The 16,852-nt window shown below is 72.5% G+C and carries 18 protein-coding genes and 1 riboswitch; of the genes, 8 read left to right on the top strand and 10 right to left on the bottom strand.

The window, feature by feature from the left end; genetic code table 11:
* The first annotated feature begins 144 nt into the window (after positions 1–144).
* Both SPRI_RS31350 and SPRI_RS31345 read left to right on the top strand, forming a co-directional pair.
* Positions 145–882, top strand: a complete 738-nt coding sequence (locus tag SPRI_RS31350; protein WP_005320356.1) for a lysophospholipid acyltransferase family protein — start codon at positions 145–147, stop codon at positions 880–882.
* Positions 883–973: 91 nt separating this feature from the next.
* A complete protein-coding gene (locus SPRI_RS31345; protein WP_050791609.1) occupies positions 974–2,023 on the top strand; it encodes an NAD-dependent epimerase/dehydratase family protein in 1,050 nt (349 codons plus the stop codon).
* A 27-nt stretch (positions 2,024–2,050) separates the two neighbouring features.
* On the opposite strand, the gene SPRI_RS31340 is transcribed toward SPRI_RS31345, so the two are convergent.
* From SPRI_RS31340 to SPRI_RS31310, 7 genes are all read right to left on the bottom strand, one after another.
* Positions 2,051–2,794 (bottom strand): urease accessory protein UreD, encoded by a 744-nt coding sequence (locus SPRI_RS31340; protein WP_005320351.1) that lies wholly within the window; start codon positions 2,792–2,794, stop codon positions 2,051–2,053.
* Between the two features lie 7 nt (positions 2,795–2,801).
* Positions 2,802–3,479: an urease accessory protein UreG gene (ureG, locus tag SPRI_RS31335; protein ID WP_005320348.1), complete on the bottom strand. Its 678-nt coding sequence runs from the start codon at positions 3,477–3,479 to the stop codon at positions 2,802–2,804.
* A gap of 50 nt (positions 3,480–3,529) precedes the next feature.
* Positions 3,530–4,177: an urease accessory protein UreF gene (locus SPRI_RS31330; RefSeq protein WP_053557549.1), complete on the bottom strand. Its 648-nt coding sequence runs from the start codon at positions 4,175–4,177 to the stop codon at positions 3,530–3,532.
* 584 nt (positions 4,178–4,761) lie between these two features.
* A complete protein-coding gene (locus SPRI_RS31325) occupies positions 4,762–6,483 on the bottom strand; it encodes an urease subunit alpha (protein WP_005320346.1) in 1,722 nt (573 codons plus the stop codon).
* Positions 6,476–6,787: an urease subunit beta gene (locus SPRI_RS31320; protein WP_005320344.1), complete on the bottom strand. Its 312-nt coding sequence runs from the start codon at positions 6,785–6,787 to the stop codon at positions 6,476–6,478. The genes SPRI_RS31325 and SPRI_RS31320 overlap by 8 nt, the downstream gene beginning before the upstream one ends.
* A gap of 12 nt (positions 6,788–6,799) precedes the next feature.
* Positions 6,800–7,102, bottom strand: a complete 303-nt coding sequence (locus SPRI_RS31315; protein WP_005320342.1) for an urease subunit gamma — start codon at positions 7,100–7,102, stop codon at positions 6,800–6,802.
* A 136-nt stretch (positions 7,103–7,238) separates the two neighbouring features.
* Positions 7,239–7,859 carry a TetR/AcrR family transcriptional regulator gene (locus SPRI_RS31310; protein WP_005320340.1) on the bottom strand — a complete coding sequence of 207 codons (621 nt, stop codon included), beginning with the start codon at positions 7,857–7,859 and terminating at the stop codon, positions 7,239–7,241.
* A 103-nt stretch (positions 7,860–7,962) separates the two neighbouring features.
* Between SPRI_RS31310 and SPRI_RS31305 the strand changes: the two genes are divergently transcribed.
* Positions 7,963–8,946 (top strand): hypothetical protein, encoded by a 984-nt coding sequence (locus tag SPRI_RS31305; RefSeq protein WP_053557548.1) that lies wholly within the window; start codon positions 7,963–7,965, stop codon positions 8,944–8,946.
* Positions 8,947–9,236: 290 nt separating this feature from the next.
* Here the strand turns inward: SPRI_RS31305 and SPRI_RS31300 are convergent, their stop codons facing one another.
* Complete coding sequence (locus SPRI_RS31300) at positions 9,237–9,527, bottom strand: type II toxin-antitoxin system Phd/YefM family antitoxin (RefSeq protein WP_005320338.1); 291 nt, start codon at positions 9,525–9,527, stop codon at positions 9,237–9,239.
* Positions 9,528–9,613: 86 nt separating this feature from the next.
* Here SPRI_RS31300 and SPRI_RS31295 point away from each other — a divergent pair, with 86 nt between their 5' ends.
* From SPRI_RS31295 to SPRI_RS31285, 3 genes are all read left to right on the top strand, one after another.
* Positions 9,614–10,249 (top strand): ATP-dependent Clp protease proteolytic subunit, encoded by a 636-nt coding sequence (locus tag SPRI_RS31295; protein ID WP_005320337.1) that lies wholly within the window; start codon positions 9,614–9,616, stop codon positions 10,247–10,249.
* Between the two features lie 5 nt (positions 10,250–10,254).
* Complete coding sequence (locus SPRI_RS31290) at positions 10,255–10,563, top strand: hypothetical protein (RefSeq protein WP_005320336.1); 309 nt, start codon at positions 10,255–10,257, stop codon at positions 10,561–10,563.
* A 335-nt stretch (positions 10,564–10,898) separates the two neighbouring features.
* Positions 10,899–11,062: riboswitch (cyclic di-AMP (ydaO/yuaA leader) on the top strand.
* Between the two features lie 3 nt (positions 11,063–11,065).
* Positions 11,066–11,542, top strand: coding sequence for a C40 family peptidase (locus SPRI_RS31285; protein WP_005320335.1), 477 nt, complete (start codon positions 11,066–11,068; stop codon positions 11,540–11,542).
* 844 nt (positions 11,543–12,386) lie between these two features.
* On the opposite strand, the gene SPRI_RS31280 is transcribed toward SPRI_RS31285, so the two are convergent.
* Complete coding sequence (locus SPRI_RS31280; protein ID WP_005320334.1) at positions 12,387–12,818, bottom strand: ATP-binding protein; 432 nt, start codon at positions 12,816–12,818, stop codon at positions 12,387–12,389.
* Positions 12,819–13,038: 220 nt separating this feature from the next.
* A complete protein-coding gene (locus tag SPRI_RS31275) occupies positions 13,039–14,184 on the bottom strand; it encodes an 8-amino-7-oxononanoate synthase (protein WP_053557547.1) in 1,146 nt (381 codons plus the stop codon).
* A 145-nt stretch (positions 14,185–14,329) separates the two neighbouring features.
* Between SPRI_RS31275 and bioB the strand changes: the two genes are divergently transcribed.
* Together bioB and SPRI_RS31265 are read left to right on the top strand one after the other, a co-directional pair.
* On the top strand, positions 14,330–15,508 hold the full coding sequence (gene bioB, locus SPRI_RS31270) for a biotin synthase BioB (RefSeq protein WP_005320332.1): 1,179 nt from the start codon (positions 14,330–14,332) through the stop codon (positions 15,506–15,508).
* Positions 15,501–16,790 carry an adenosylmethionine--8-amino-7-oxononanoate transaminase gene (locus SPRI_RS31265; protein WP_053557546.1) on the top strand — a complete coding sequence of 430 codons (1,290 nt, stop codon included), beginning with the start codon at positions 15,501–15,503 and terminating at the stop codon, positions 16,788–16,790. Before bioB ends, SPRI_RS31265 begins: the two co-directional genes overlap by 8 nt.
* Positions 16,791–16,852 lie beyond the last annotated feature (62 nt).

Below are 16,852 nucleotides of genomic sequence, written 5' to 3'. Positions count from 1 at the left end.
TAAGGGAGCGAGGAGCCAGCATGAGTCCGATCAGGCCCGATCACGGCCGACCTCGTCCGCAGTCCGGCTGAGTCCGCGGGTGCGGGCAGTGACCTGGCAGAACACGGCCTCAGTGCCGGTCCGGGGAGAGTTGGGAGACATGCCGTGTTCTATTACGTGCTGAAATACGTGTTCATCGGGCCGCTGCTGCGGTTGCTCTTCAGGCCGCGGATCGAGGGGCTGGAGCACATTCCCGCCGAGGGCGCGGCGATCGTCGCGGGCAACCATCTGTCGTTCTCCGACCACTTCCTGATGCCTGCGATCATCAAGCGGCGCATCACGTTCCTCGCCAAGGCGGAGTACTTCACCGGGCCCGGCCTCAAGGGCCGGCTGACCGCCGCGTTCTTCCGCAGCGCCGGGCAGATCCCGGTCGACCGGTCCGGCAAGGAGGCCGGGCAGGCCGCCATCCGGGAAGGGCTCGGGGTGCTGAACAAGGGCGAGTTGCTGGGCATCTACCCCGAAGGCACGCGCTCGCACGACGGCCGGCTCTACAAGGGCAAGGTCGGCGTCGCGGTCATGGCGCTCAGGGCCGGGGTGCCCGTGGTGCCTTGCGCGATGGTGGGGACGTTCGAGATCCAGCCGCCCGGACAGGTGATCCCGAAGGTCAAGCGGGTCACGGTCCGGTTCGGGGAGCCGCTGGACTTCTCGCGGTACGCGGGCATGGAGAACGAGAAGGCGGCGATCCGCGCGGTCACCGACGAGATCATGTACGCCATCCTCGAGCTGTCCGGACAGGAGTACGTCGACCGCTACGCCGCAGAGGTCAAGGCCGAACAGCAGGAACAGCAGGAGCAGGAGCAGCGCGGCGGCAAGCCGAAGAGGCTCCCCCGGCGCCGCTCCTGAGCCCTGGCATGCGAACGGCGGATGCGCACCACGGATCTGCGCTCCGCTAATTTTCCGGCCGCCGCGCCGCTGCGCGCCTAGCGTGCCAGGCATGAACCGAGGAAACGCGTTCGTGCTGGGCGCTTCAGGACAGATGGGACGGGCGACGGTGGCCGCCCTGGTCGCGGACGGATGGGAGGTGCGGGCGGCCTCCAGGGGCGGTGACGTCGACGAGGCCTGGCCCGACTCCGTGCGGGCGGTGCGGGTGGACCGGGAGGACGACGCGGCCCTCGCCAAGGCACTCGGAGACGGCTGTGACGTCCTCGTCGACATGGTCGCCTTCGGCCGGGGGCACGCCCGCCGGCTGAGGGCGATGTCGGACCGCATCGGGTCGGCCGTCGTCATCTCGAGCGGCGCCGTCTACGAGGACGACCAAGGGCGCGGCTTCGACACCCAGGGCCGCCCCGACGGCTTCCCGCGGTATCCGGTGCCGATTCCGGAGTCCCAAGCCACGGTGGCCCCCGGGGAGTCGACGTACGCGACCCGGAAGGTGGCGCTGGAGCGGGAGCTGCTGGCCGCCGGTGAGGAGCTGCCGGTGACGCTGCTGCGGGCGGGCGCCGTCCACGGGCCGCACTGCCGCACCCCGCGCGAGCTGTACTTCGTCAAGCGCGCCCTGGACGACCGCCCGGTCCGTGTGCTGGCGTACGGCGGTCTCAGCAGGTTCCATCCCGTCCATGTGTCCAACGTGGCGGAGCTGGTCCGGCTGGCGGCGCGCCGGCCCGGCTCGCGGGTGCTGAACGCGGGTGACCCCCAGGCGCCCACGGTGGCCGACATCGGCGACGCGATCGACGCGGTGCTCGGCCGGCGGACCGAGACCGTCCTCGTCGACGGGCCGCCGCCGTCGCCGTCGGTGGGCGAGACACCGTGGTCCGGTGCGCATCCGGTCGTCTACGACATGAGCGCCGCCGAGAAGGAGTTGGGCTACCGCGCCGTGACCGGGTACGCCGAGTCCCTGCCGGCGACCGTGGAGTGGCTGGCCGCGCGCCTGCACGGCAAGGAATGGACAGAGGCGTTCCCCAAGATGGCCGCGAACTACGGGAAGGGCACCTTGTTCGACTACCCGGCGGAAGACGCCTGGCTGGCGGAGCACCGGGCCGGCTGACCGGGACGGGAGGGGCGAGGGCCGGCTTCACGGGCCGCCGAGCAGGAGCTCACGTGCTTCGTCGAGCACCCGCCGCAGGGCGAGGGCGTCCACCGCCAGCGCGGTGACCAGGGCGGCCGGTCCGGCGAGCGGGGTGAGCACCGCGGTGGGGCCCAGGGACACCGGCTCCGGCGGCTTGTCCTCGTACACCGGGTCGACGACGAGGAGTTGGCCCGCTGCCCGGTGGCCGGCGAGCACGGCGGGCCCGTCCCATCCGCCCGGAGCGCCGGGACCGCAGGAGAACCCGGTGTCCAGCAGGGGCCGGCCGGCGCGGTGGACGGTCAGGCGGGTGGTGAGGGTGCCGGGCTGCTCGCCGAACCGGCCGAGGACCTGCTCCTCCCGCACCACCAGCCGCGCCGTGGCGGCGAGCCGGACGCGGGTGCGCATCCGCAGATCGCTCCCCTGCGCGCAGATCAACTGCTCCGGAAGCCAGTGCAGTTCGGCGTCCTCGCCGACGTCGAGCGTGGTGTCGTACCGGGCGTGCCGCCGCTCGGCGCCGGGCAGGGCGATGGTGGCGGCGGCCGAATCGACGGTGAGGCGGGCGCCGTCGCGCACCTCGGCCTCGACGGCGAGCCGGTCACCGCCGAGGGGTGCGCTCATGGCGCCGACCAGGGTGACCCGCAGTCGCGGTCCGGTCGAGCGGGTGCGGCGCAGCGCCAGCGGTCCGTCGCTGGTGAGGACGGGCAGACCCGTGCGGTCGGCGACGATCCGGGCAGTCGCGTGGACGCTCATCCGGGACTCATCCGGTCCACGCGGCGAGCTGCGCGCGTACCCAGTCGGCGACCGGCGCGATCCCGTCCGGTGCGCGCAGCGAGGTGAAGACGACGGGGAGTTCGCCGCGCTGCTCCTCGGCGTCGCGCGCCATGCGGCCGAGGTCGGAGCCGACGTACGGGGCGAGGTCGGTCTTGTTGACGACGAGGAGGTCCGCCGTGGTCACGCCGGGGCCTCCCTTGCGGGGGATGTCGTCGCCGCCGGCGACGTCGATGACGAAGACCTGGGCGTCGACAAGGCCCTTGGAGAACGTGGCGGTGAGGTTGTCGCCACCCGATTCGACGAGGATCAGGTCGAGCGGGCCGACGCCGTCCTCGAGGTCCTCCACGGCCTCGAGGTTGGCGGAGATGTCGTCACGGATCGCCGTGTGCGGGCAGGCTCCGGTCTCCACGGCCTGGATGCGCTCCGGCGGCAGCACCGCATTACGCAGCAGGAACTCGGCGTCCTCACGGGTGTAGATGTCGTTGGTGACGACCGCGATGGACAACGTGTCGCGGAGCGCGGCGCACAGGGCGGCGACCGTGGCCGTCTTCCCGGAACCGACGGGCCCGCCGAGGCCGATCCGCAGCGCCCGGCGGCTGCCGTCGGGGCGGGCGGCGTCCGCGCCGACGGCGGCCGGGGTGTCGTGCTGGTGGCCGATGTGCATGCTGCGGCTCCTTGATGCGTGGGGACGGGCGGTCGGGAAGGCGGAACGGGTCAGGAGGCGAAGAGACGGACGGGCCAGGCCGCGTGCTGCTCCGCCCAGATGTCGAGCAGCGGCGCGGAGGCGGCGGGCAGGTCGTCGACGCCCCGGCGGGCCGCGGCGGCCGCCGCGGCGGCGACCTGGTCCATCTCGGGGGCGAGACGGGCGAGGACGGCGGTGGCACGGAACGGGTCCAGGGACAGCAGCCGTACGGCGGCCGTGGCGGCGCCGCCGACCGCCTCGTACGCGGCGCAGTGCGCGGCGTCCTCCGGTCCGAGGCCCGCCGCGCGGGCGGCGCTGCCGAGGACCACCGGCTGGTGCGCCCCGCGCGGGAACGCCGCGGCCAGCGCGTCCAGTCCGGGAGCCGGCCACGCGGCCCGCGCGGCGCGCATCAGCTGACGGCCGAGCTTGCGCGAGGTGGCGCGCAGTGCGGGCGACGGCGTGCGGGCGTCCGCCGCCGCGTCGAGCACGACGGGGTCGTGGCCGAGCGCCGCGGCGGCGGCGAGCCCCGCGGCGGTGAGCCCGGTCGTGTGCAGCCGCCCCCGGCAGAACGCCGCGAGGTCGTCGGCGTCACGGACCCGTCCCGCCTTCACCGGCGCCTCGACCCCGCCGGAGTGTGCGTGGCCCCCTGCGGGGAAGCGCCCGTCGCAGAGCACGAGCAACGCGGCCCGTACGGCGGCGGGCGCCTCCCGGCGGCCACCGCCCCCGGCCCCCCGCCGACCGGGACCGGCGACCGGCTCTGCGTGACGAGCACCGGCGGCAGGTTCTGCCACGCGAGCCCCGGTGGCAGGTTCCGCCGGGCGGGCACCGGCCACCAGCTCCCCATGAGGGGCAGCGGCGGCCGGCTCCTCTTCGCGAGCCCCGGTGTGAGGTTCTTCCACGCGAGCCCCGGTGGCAGGTTCCGCCACACGAGCCCCGGTGTCAGGTTCCGCCACGCGAGCCTTGGTGGCAGGTTCTGCCAGGCGGGCACCGGAGGCAGGTTCTGCCAGGCGAGCACCGGCAACCAACTCCCCATGAGGGGCAGCGGCGGCCGGCTCCTCCGCGCGGGCACCAGCAACCGGACGCCCGTCACGGGCAACGGCGGCCGGCTCTGCTCGGCGAGCACTGAAGGCACGTTCTGCCTCGCCGGCGCCCGGCTCCTCCTCCGGAGCGCCCCGGGCAGGCTCCGCCTCACGCGCACGGGCGGTCGGCGGCCCGTGCCTGACGTCCGCGTCGCTGTCGGTGCCGGTGTCGTCGAAGGGGCGCATCAGAAGAGGAAGTACCGCTGTGCCATGGGCAGTTCCGCCGCCGGTGCCGGCTCGACCGCTTCCCCGTCGATCGTCACCGTGAAGGTGTCGGCGTCGACCTCCACGCGTGGCAGCGCGTCGTTCTCGCGCATGTCCGCCTTCGTCACCCGCCGGGTATTCCTGATCGGCACGAACCGCTTGGCCAGGCCCAGCCGTTCGGGCAGGTCGTCCTCGATCGCCGCCTGTGCGACGAAGTTGAAGGATCCCCTCGCCGCCGCGCGCCCGATCGCTCCGAACATCGGGCGCGGCATCACCGGCTGCGGGGTCGGGATCGAGGCGTTCGCGTCTCCCATCTGCGCGTACGCGATCTGGCCGCCCTTGATCACCAGCTGCGGCTTGACCCCGAAGAAGGCCGGGTCCCACAGCACGAGGTCGGCCAGTTTGCCGGTCTCGACCGAGCCGATCTCCCCGTCGAGGCCCTGGGCGACCGCGGGGTTGATCGTGTATTTGGCGACATAGCGACGCGCCCGGTGGTTGTCGGCGCGGCCGTCGCCGGGGAGCGCGCCGCGGCGCTTCTTCATCACGTGCGCGGTCTGCCACGTACGCAGCACCACCTCCCCGATGCGCCCCATCGCCTGCGAGTCGGAGGAGATGATCGAGATCGCTCCGAGGTCGTGCAGGATGTCCTCCGCCGCGATGGTGGACGGCCGGATCCGGGACTCGGCGAAGGCGAGGTCCTCCGGGACGGCGGGGTTGAGATGGTGGCAGACCATCAGCATGTCGAGGTGTTCGTCGATGGTGTTGACGGTGTGCGGCCGGGTCGGATTCGTCGAGCTGGGCAGCACATGGGGCTCGGAGACGACGGTGATGATGTCGGGTGCGTGCCCGCCGCCCGCGCCCTCCGTGTGGTACGCGTGGACGGTGCGGCCCGCGATGGCGGCGAGGGTGTCGCCGACGAACCCTGCCTCGTTCAACGTGTCGGTGTGGATCGCGAGTTGCACGCCGGTCTCGTCGCAGACCCGCAGGCACGCGTCGATGGCCGCCGGGGTGGCGCCCCAGTCCTCGTGGATCTTGAATCCGAGCGCGCCGCCGCGCAGCTGGGAGTACATGGCGTCGCGGGAGACGGTGTTGCCCTTGCCGAGCAGGCCGATGTTGACCGGGCAGTCCTCCAGCGCCTCGAACATCCGGCCGAGGTGCCAGGGGCCGGGTGTGACCGTGGTGGCCTTGCTCCCTTCCGCCGGGCCGGTGCCGCCGCCGACGAGGGTGGTCACGCCGGTGGCGAGCGCCTGTTCGACGAGGGTGGGCGAGATGAAGTGGACGTGCGCGTCGATGGCTCCGGCGGTGACGATCTTCCCGTTGCCCGCGATGATCTCCGTCTCGGGGCCGATGACGAGGTCGGGGTGGACGCCGTCCATGGTGTCCGGATTACCGGCCTTGCCGATGCCGGTGATCCGGCCGTCCCGGATCCCGATGTCGGCCTTGACGACACCCCAGTGGTCGAGGATCACCGCTCCGGTGATCACGGTGTCGGGCGCGCCCTCCGCGCGGGTCGTACGGGCCTGGCCCATGGACTCGCGGATCACCTTGCCGCCGCCGAACACCGCCTCGTCACCGGCACGGCCGGGACCGCCGGAGCGGTCGTCCTCGATCTCGACGGTCAGGTCGGTGTCGGCGAGCCGGACACAGTCGCCCGTGGTGGGGCCGAACAGGTCGGCGTACACGGCGCGGTGGAGTTCAGCCATCGAGGGGTCCTCCGGTCTCCCCGCGCAGCCCGGCGACGATCCGGCGACCGGTGAGGGGCACGAGTTCGACGTCGACCGGGATGCCGGGCTCGAAGCGCACGGCGGTGCCGGCGGCGACGTTCAGTCGCTTGCCACGGGCGGCGGTGCGGTCGAACTCGAGGCCGGGATTGGCCTCGGCGAAGTGGTAGTGGGAGCCGACCTGGACGGGGCGGTCCGCGGCGTTGACGACGGTGAGGCGGCTGACCTCACGGCCCTGATTGAGGAGGATCGGGCCTTCGCCGTGGAGGATCTCTCCGGGAATCATCGCGGCCTCTCCTCAGACGATCGGGTCGTGGACGGTGACCAGCTTGGTCCCGTCGGGGAAGGTGGCCTCCACCTGGACGTCGTGGATCATCTCGGGGATGCCGTCCATGACGTCGTCGCGGGTGAGCACCTTGCGCCCGGACGCCATGAGTTCGGCGACGCTGCGGCCGTCGCGGGCGCCTTCGAGGATGTGCGAGGTGATGAGGGCGACGGACTCGGGGTGGTTGAGCTTCACCCCGCGCGCCCTGCGCTTCTCCGCCACGTCGGCGGCCACATGGATGAGAAGCCGTTCCTGCTCGTGCGGGGAGAGTTGCACGCGTCCACCTCACTGTCGTCCGGCCCGGAAGCTCCCTGGGCGTGAGGACCGTAACGCGCTTCAACAGTCTGTTGACCCTTACGCGGGACTCTCACGACCAAGGGTTGAACGTTAGGACGCGGATTTTTCCGGCGCGTTAACTGATCTTGGGATCCCGCATGGACATCAAGGCCCGCAGGCCGTCCTCGAGGACCTCGACACGCACGTCGCCGAACAGCGCCTGCTGCGCGATGAACCCCTGGGCGGTGGCGATCAGGGTCCGTGCCACATGGTCGGCCTCGACGTCCGCCTCCATCTGCCCGTTCACCCGATAGGCGTGCACGAGCTCGGCCCATGCCTGGCGCATGCCGTTGTAACCGGTGGCGAGGATCGCGGCGAGGCGTTCGTCGCGCAGGGTCTCCGTCCACGTCTGGACGACCAGTCGCGCGAAGGCCTGACGGTCACCTCCCGGCACCTCCTCGACGAGCATGCGGCGCAGCACCCGGCCGAGGAGCACGTCGGGTGTCGGCGGCGGCGTGGTCGCCGCGGCCTCCTGGAAGGCGGTGCGGATACTGCTGAACGCCTCGTCGGCGATGGCCGCGATCAACTCGTCCTTGCCGCTGAAGTAGCGGTACACGGCTCCGGCCGACAGACCGCACTCCCGCAGGATGTCCTGCATCGACGTGGCGTGGAAGCCGTTACGGGAGACGCAGCGGGCGGCGCCGGCAAGGATCTGGCGGCGGCGGGCGTCGAGGTGCTGCTGGGATACGCGTGCCATGCCACAAAAGTAAAACGAACATTCCTTCTTGACAAGGACGTGGCGCGGCAGGACAGTGGCCGCAGAGGTAAAACGAACGATCCTTCTCTATAAGGAGCTCCTCATGTCCGCTGTACCGGCCCGCCGCATGATCGCGGTGATGGTCCTGGTCCCGGTCGTGGTGGCACTGGCCCTCTGGGCCTTCGCCTGGCCGGCCGCCAGGACCGCCCCGCGCGACCTGCCCATCGGCGTCGCGGGGCCCGCGGCGGCGGTCACCCAGATGAAGCAGGGGTTGGAGCAGCGTGAAGGCGCTTTCGAGGTCCACCGCTACGACGACGAGGCAGCGGCCAGGGCCGCGGTCGAGGACCGGGTCGTATACGGAGCCGTCGTCGCAGGGCCCGAGGGCACGAAGCTGCTGACCGCTTCCGGAGCCGGTCCCGTCGTCGCCCAGCTCCTCAAGGAGGCCGTCACCGCCCAGGCCCCCGCCGGCGCCCAGGTGCAGGTCACGGACGTGGCCCCGCTCCCGTCCGGGGACCCGCGGGGCACCGCGCTGGCGGCGAGCGCCCTGCCACTGGCCCTCGCGGGAGTCGCCGCGGGCGCGCTGGTGACGATGGCCGGCCTGCGCGGCGCCCGGGCCGCCGCGACACTGCTCGGCGCCTCCGTACTGGTGGGCATCACCGCCACGGCGATCACGCACAGCTGGCTGGGGGTGCTTCAGGGCGACTGGTGGGCCGAGGCCGCCGCGCTGAGTCTGACGGTCGCCGCCCCGGGAGCGACCGTGGCCGGTTTCGCGGCCCTGCTGGGAACGCCGGGCATCGGCCTCGGCGCGCTGCTGATGGTGCTGATCGGCAATCCGTTCTCCGGCGCCGCTTCCGCGCCGGAGCTGCTGCCGGAGCCGGTCGGCGCGGTCGGCCAGTGGCTGCCGCCGGGCGCCGGGGCGACGCTGCTGCGGTCGGTCGCCTACTTCGACGGGCGCGGCGCCGCGGCACCGCTCCTGACGCTGTCGGTGTGGGCGGCGCTCGGCCTGGTGGCCGTGCTCGCGGGCGGCAGGCGCCGCGCCCCGGCCCTCGCGGAACCGCGGCACCCCTCCCCCGTACCGGTCGCCTGACCGGCCGGCACCCCGGCCGCCCGACCGGCCGCGCGTCCCCGCTGTAGCGGACGGGGGCGCGCGGCCTTCGCATGCCCGGAGCACAGAGGGACCGGCCTTCGGACGCATCAGAGAAGGACCGGCCTTCGCAGGTCCGGACACACCAAGGGGCGGACCGGCCTTCTAAGCGTAGGCGTCCGGGCCGCCTTCGGGCATGCCGCGCCCGACCGACCTTCGTGCGTGCGCGCCCGGGCCGGGCCGCGCCGGATGCCGCCGTAACGGACCGGCGCCTTACGGCCGGGCGGCCCCCGCTAAGGGCGGTCCCGGGGAGGGCGGTGCTCGGCCGCCAGGCCGAAACGGCCACGGTCGGGAGAACCGGAGGACGCCGTACCGAAGGAGGACACGGAGCTGATGATCTGCTCCTCCGCCGCCTCCTGCGCCTCCGCCTCCTGCTCCAGCCGCTCCAGGTCCGCGGCGGAGACCAGCGCGACGAGCGGCTTCCCGTGCCGGGTCACCACCACTCGCTCGCCGCCGTAGACGACACGGTTGATCAGATCGGCGAGCTCGGCGCGAGCTTGCGTCACCGGAATTTCGTAGGCCATACCCCCATTCTACCGGACTGTACGTACTGTACATTCTTTACAGCACGTGGGGACTTCTCCACGCCCGTGACGACGAGAGGTGTGCCATGTACCGTCCGTCCGCCCGCTACGTCCTGCCGGAGCTCACGGAGCGCACGTCCTTCGGGACGCGCACGCTCGATCCGTACTCGAAGCTGATGTCCGAGCGGATCGTCTTCCTCGGGACCGCCGTCGACGACACGGCGGCGAACGACGTCATCGCACAGTTCCTGCACCTCGAGTACGAGGCCCCCGACCAGGACATCTGCCTGTACATCAACTCCCCCGGCGGATCGCTGAGCGCCATGTCCGCCATCTACGACACGATGCAGGTCGTCATGTGCGACGTGGCGACCACGTGCCTCGGCCAGGCGGCCTCCACGGCGGTCGCCCTGCTCACCGCGGGCACGCCCGGCAAACGCATGGCACTGCCCGGCGCGCGGATCGTGATGCAGCAGCCCTCGTACGAGGAGCCGTTGCGCGGACAGCCGTCCGATCTGGAGATCCACGCCGCCGAGTTGCTACGGCTGCGCGAGCAACTCGCCTCGACGCTGGTGCGCCACACCGGCAACACCCCGGAGCGCATCGCGGCCGACCTGGAGCGGGACAAGATCTTCGACGCCGCAGGGGCTCGGGAGTACGGCCTGATCGATCATGTCGTCACGAGCCGCAAGCTCTCGGCCGCGCCGCCCACGGCGAGGTGAGGCGGATGCTGCCGCCCGAGCTGCCACCGCTGCCGGCACTGACCCGCGCCGAGGCCGAGTTCGTCGACGCCTACCTCGAAGTCGTCGACCTGCTCGGCAGGATCAACCCCGCCCGCACCACCCACACCTACGGAGCCCTGCGCGCCGCGCAGGCTCTGGTCGGGCGCGCGGCCGCCCTCAAGGACGCCCTGACGCTCATGCACATCCGGGGCGAGAACGAGGTGTACACGCAGACTCTGACGGAGGCGCTGCGCGTCCTGGACGGCGAGCGCAGGACCAACCGGCTGACCATGCCGCCCGTTTCCACGAGTTGACGGACGATCCGCTGCCGCCGCCGACACGGCGCGGCGGCATCCGTACCCCGTTCGGTGGAGCTTCGCCCAAGTTGTCGCACAGCCTCGGACTTGCGTCGGGACGACCACCGATCTGGCGCAATCGGGCGCTTCAACTGCTGGTACGGGACGGGTGCGGAGCGAGGCAGAAGGGGTCCGACAGGCCTGCCCACCCGAAAGGTCCAGTCGTGATCAGCTTCACAAAAGCCGTTTCAGCTCGGAAATCGGACATCGGTGGGTAACGATCCGTGGGACGACAAGCCCCCGCCACCTCGACGGGGCGGTCCGGGCGGACGCTGAATCCTGCCGCCGCACCGGATGTCTGGTCGACGGAATTGCATCGGCAGGAGTGGAGGACCCGAGCAGTACGGCGTGACCGGTGATGCCGGACACGCCTTGGGGTGAAGCCGCCGCGGCGGCCGGGCGTCTTCGCCGTCCGAACCCGACAGGTCACCCTTCACAGGCGGCTGACGAAGGGTTGCGCATGACTGCGCAGATGCATCTCCCCCACCTGTTCTCACGGGCGGGCGCCGTATCGGCACTCACGATCGCCGCCGTCGGCGGCACACTTCTGACCCCCGGCAGCGCTGCGGAAGCGCATGCGATCAGCAGCCACGCGCACAAGGCGCTCAAGGTGGCCGCGTCGAAGAAGGGCTCGCCGTACCGGTACGGCGCCACGGGTCCGTCCCGCTTCGACTGTTCAGGGCTGACGCTCTATTCGTACAAGAAAGCGGGCAAGAAGCTGCCGCGCACCGCCCAGCAGCAGTACAACCGGACCCGCCACATCTCCGCCTCCCACCGGCAACGCGGTGACCTGGTCTTCTTCCATGCCGGCGGTGCCGTCTACCACGTGGGGATCTACGCCGGGAACGGGAAGATCTGGCACTCGCCCAAGACGGGTGACGTGGTCCGCCTGGTCAAGATCTGGACGAAGAGCGTCAAGTACGGCCGCGTGCGCTGACGTGCCGCCAGGCCCTGCCGGGCCTGGGTGGTGTCCCTTGCGCCGCCGACCGGATCAGCGGGGCCACGCGGAGCGCGCTCCGCGCACCGACCGGGACGCGCCTTCGACGGCGCGGGCGGTCCGCTGCCCCGCGCGGGCACCGGCCGAGCCGGGCGACCGGCGGCGCCACCTCCGGGAACGGGAGCGGAGCCGGCGGCACGACCGCGCCCGGCGAGCAGCGGCGTGCGCGGCAACGGCCCCTCTGCCGAGACGCCCGCGGGAGCCGGCTCGGGAGCAGGCGCTGACGGCGGCCGGCGAGCCGCTTGCGGAACGCGCCGTCGGATGCGGGACGACATGCTGGGGCGCGCCGTGTCTGCGGGCCGGGCGCGCCGCGTGCCGGACGAGACGGGCGGGGCCCGCCGGACACTGGGCGGGGCGGGCCAGCCAGGCCCCGGGACGAAACGGCCGGGCGCAACGGGCGCTGGACGGGTCGGGCCCGGGCTCACCGGGTGGCGGACGGACCGGGCCGCCGGGCCGGTCAAGATGCCCCAGGTGCGTCATGAGGTCGGCGGGGCTCAGCAGCATGGCGGCACGTTGCGCTGCGACACGTTCGCGACACGGCGGGATCCGCGCCCCGGCGTGGCTTCCTCTGGTGGTCGTCGCCCCGGGGAGGGGCGCCGCGACGGCCTCGACGCCTCTGCCGGTGCGGCAGTTGTGCTTGGGCGTCCGCAGGACGGTTCCCCCGGGGCGCAGCGGGGCGAGGAGCCGCGTGCGGCCGCGAGGTCGCTGCGGCGGTGCGGTCGCTACGGGCGGGCATCTGGGGCCGGGCCATCGGGGAGGCAGGGCGCGGCCGGGGGCCGAGCGGTCAGCTCTGCACGGGAACGGACCACGGCAGCGCGATCCAGACGGTCTTTCCGCCCTCCTCCGTGGGCGTGACGGACAGCCGGCCGCCGTACTCCGCGGTGAGGGTGCGGATGATGACCATGCCGCGCCCGTTGTCCTGGCGGACGGCGGCCGGCAGCCGCTGCGGCCAGCGCGGATGGCTGTCGGTGACGCCGACGCACAGCTGCTCGTCGCGCTCGAGGCGCAGATCCACCGTGAACGTCGGGGACTGCCCGAAGGTGTGCTGGACGGAGTTGGTGGCGAGCTCGGAGACGATCAGCCTGACGGTGTCGACGGTCTCGGCGTCCGGCTCCAGCCCCCATTCGCACAGGACGTCCGTGACATATCTCCGAGCGGCGGATACCGACACCGGATCGCTCGGCAGAGTGGCGGATGCTTCTTGGTGGTCTGCCATGGCGGCGCTGTCCCTTTCCCACCGCGGCCGGGCTCCGACTCGTAACGGATGAAACGCGGGAACGGCCACGGATTACGCTTCTGCGTCAGACTGCCACTTATCGTCCGTCGGGCGCGTCGATCCACCGAGATACGTACATTTCTGTCGCTCGATGCGGTGAACTCTGCAACGGCAGACCGTATTTACGGTCCCGCAGGGGGCTGCGGGGACGGCCCGGGGGTCAACTGCCGGGCGCCGTCCGGATGATCGTCGAGAGCGCCGTGCCGATCTGCCGGTCCGTGAGGTCCGCCCGGGCGGTCAGCCGGATCCTGGAGATCCCGTCCGGCACGGACGGAGGCCGGAAGCAGCCGACGACGAGTCCGGCGGCACGGCAGTCCGCCGCCCAGCGCAACGCCGCGTCCGGGGACGGTGCCTGCACGGAGACGACCGCCGCGTCCGGGCGGGCCGAGGTCAGCCCGGCCTCGGTCAGCCCGCGGTGCAGCGTCGCCGCGACCTCGCGCGCGCGTGCGGCGAGCCCGGGTTCACCGCGCAGCACCCGCACACTCGCGAGCGCCGCCCCGGCCGCCGCGGGGGCGAGCCCGGTGTCGAAGATGAAGGTACGCGCGGTGTTGATCAGGTGGTCGATGACGCGGGCGGGCCCGAGGACCGCACCGCCCTGGCTGCCCAGCGACTTGGAGAGCGTCAGCGTGGCGACGGTCCCGGCCGCGCCGGCGAGCCCTGCGGCGTCCAGGGCGCCGCGGCCGCCGTCGCCGAGGACGCCCAGCCCGTGCGCGTCGTCGACGAGGAGCGCGGCGCCGTGCTCACGACAGACGTCGACGAGGCCCGGCAGGGGCGCCGCGTCGCCGTCGACGGAGAAGACGGAGTCGGTGACCATGAGGGCGCGCCGGCCCGGGTGGGCCTCGAGCGTCTTGCGTACGGCCTCGACGTCGGTGTGCGGGACGACCGCGGTCTCCGCACGGGAGAGCCGGCACCCGTCGACGATGGAGGCATGGTTGCCCGCGTCGGAGACGACCAGGGCGTCACGGCCGCTGAGCGCGGTCACGGCGGCGAGGTTCGCCGCGTAGCCGGAGGACAGGACGAGGGCGGCCTCGAAGCCGCAGAAGTCGGCGAGTTCACGTTCCAGTTCGGCGTGCAGTTCGGTCGTGCCGGTGACGAGCCGGGAACCGGTGGCCCCGGCGCCCCACCGGCGGGCGGCCCGCACGGCGCCTTCCGTGACCTCCGCGCGGCGGGTGAGGCCGAGGTAGTCGTTGCTCGCCAGGTCGAGGAGGGCACTGTCGGCGGGCCGCGGCCGGAGGGTGCGGACCAGACCCGCCCGCTCGCGGCGGCGCGACTCCTCGTCGATCCAGTCGAAAGGATTCTTCGGCATGGCGCTCCGGTCCTTTTGTAGGCAGCGGACAGACCCTAGCCGGGCGGGCCCGGGTATCGGGTGTGGCCATGCACACACCTCAAAACGCGGGTGTTGTGGACTTCCTCCTTGGCCGGGGCGTGTGCGGTAGGCCAGGATCGGCGCCATGGACCTCCTGAACACACTGGTGGAGAAGGGGCTGCGGCGTGAGCTGCCGACCCGCGAAGAAGCGCTCGCCGTGCTGGCGACCTCCGACGACGATGTGCTCGATGTGGTGGCCGCTGCCGGCAAGGTGCGCCGTCAGTGGTTCGGACGGCGGGTGAAGCTCAACTATCTGGTCAACCTGAAGTCGGGCCTGTGCCCGGAGGACTGTTCGTACTGCTCCCAGCGGCTCGGGTCGAAGGCGGAGATCCTCAAGTACACCTGGCTGAAGCCGGAGGAGGCCTCGGAGGCCGCCGCGGCCGGTGTGGCCGGTGGCGCCAAGCGGGTGTGCCTGGTCGCGAGCGGGCGGGGCCCGACCGACCGGGACGTGGACCGGGTGTCCAGGACGATCGAGGCGATCAAGGAGCAGAACGAGGGCGTCGAGGTGTGCGCGTGCCTGGGTCTGCTCTCGGACGGCCAGGCCGAGCGGCTGCGCGACGCGGGCGCCGACGCGTACAACCACAACCTCAACACGTCCGAGGGGACATACGGGGACATCACCACCACCCACACCTACGCGGACCGCGTCGACACGGTCAACAAGGCGCACGCCGCCGGACTGTCCGCGTGCTCCGGCCTGATCGCCGGCATGGGTGAGAGCGACGAGGACCTGGTGGACGTCGTCTTCGCGCTGCGGGAACTCGACCCGGACTCGGTCCCGGTGAACTTCCTGATCCCCTTCGAGGGGACGCCGCTCGCCAAGGAGTGGCACCTCACCCCGCAGCGGTGTCTGCGCATCCTCGCCATGACCCGGTTCGTCTGCCCGGACGTCGAAGTGCGGCTGGCCGGCGGGCGCGAGGTGCATCTGCGTTCGATGCAGCCGCTGGCGCTGCACCTGGTCAACTCGATCTTCCTCGGCGACTACCTCACCAGCGAGGGCCAGGCGGGCAAGACCGACCTCGAGATGATCGCGGACGCCGGTTTCGAGGTGGAGGGCACGGACACGACGACGCTGCCCGAGCACCGTGCGGCCGGCGGCGGCTGCGGATCGGTGTGCGGCGACGGCGAGTCGGGAGGGTGCTCCGCGGAGCCGGCCGAGGCGGAGGCGACGGCGGCCCCGGCGGCCGAGGTGTCCGCGGCGCGCACGGATCTGGTGGCGGTGCGCCGCCGGGGAGCCGGGACGGACCTCGCGCCCAATGCCTGAGTTCGGCCCCGGCGAGATCCGCGCGCTGGACCGGGCGCACGTCTGGCACCCGTACGGCCCGATGCCGGGCCGCAGCGACCCGCTGGTCGTCGAGTCGGCCTCCGGCGTACGGCTGCGGCTCGCCGAAGAGGCCCACGGGCAGCGCGAGTTGGTCGACGGCATGTCGTCGTGGTGGTCCGCCGTCCACGGCTACAACCACCCGGTGCTCAACGAGGCGGCGACCGCGCAGCTGGGGCGGATGAGCCATGTGATGTTCGGCGGGCTCACCCATGAGCCCGCCGTGCGGCTCGCGTCCCGGCTGGTGGAGATCACCCCGGAGCCGCTGCGGCACGTCTTCCTCTGCGACTCGGGGTCGGTGTCCGTGGAGGTCGCGGTGAAGATGTGCCTCCAGTACTGGCGTTCGCTGGGCCGCCCCGCCAAGCAGCGGTTGCTGACCTGGCGCGGCGGCTACCACGGCGACACCTGGCAGCCGATGTCGGTGTGCGATCCCGAGGGCGGGATGCACGAGCTGTGGCAGGGGGTGCTGCCCCGGCAGCTCTTCGCCGACGCACCTCCCGCCGACCACGAGGAGGCGTACGCGCGGAGTCTGCGGGAGCTGATCGCCCGGCACGCGGACGAGCTGGCGGCGGTGATCGTGGAGCCGGTCGTGCAGGGCGCGGGCGGCATGCGGTTCCACTCCCCCGAGTATCTGCGGGTGCTGCGGGAGGCCTGCGACGAGCACGGCGTACTGCTCGTGTTCGACGAGATCGCGACCGGTTTCGGACGGACGGGCGAGCTGTTCGCGGCGGGGCACGCGGACGTCGCACCGGACGTGATGTGCCTGGGCAAGGCGCTGACCGGCGGTTATCTGACGATGGCGGCGACGCTGTGCACCTCGGAGGTGGCCGAAGGCATCTCGCGGGGCGAGGTCCCGGTGCTCGCCCACGGCCCCACGTTCATGGGCAACCCGCTGGCCGCCGCCGTCGCCTGCGCCTCGATCGACCTGCTGCTCGGGCAGGACTGGCAGCGGGAGGTCCGGCGGCTGGAGACGGGTCTGCGCGACGGTCTCGCGGAGGCCGCGGACCTGCCCGGGGTGAAGGACGTCCGGGTGCTCGGCGGCATCGGCGTCGTACAGCTGGACCATGACGTCGACATGGCCGCGGCCACGGCGGCGGCCGTCCGGGAAGGGGTCTGGTTGCGGCCCTTCCGCGACCTCGTCTACACGATGCCGCCGTACGTGACGGACGACGAGGACCTCGCCCGCGTGTGCCGCGCGGTGCGCGCGGCGGCAGCGGCGGGCTGAGGCCGCCGGGTCACGTCGCAGCGGACAGCGGACAGCGGAACGAACGAAGGACACACAAGCTC

Source organism: Streptomyces pristinaespiralis (assembly GCF_001278075.1).
Taxonomy (GTDB): Bacteria; Actinomycetota; Actinomycetes; order Streptomycetales; family Streptomycetaceae; genus Streptomyces; species Streptomyces pristinaespiralis.
The sequence above is the reverse complement of the archived record's forward strand: the minus strand, read 5'-3'. Positions and strand labels throughout refer to the sequence as shown.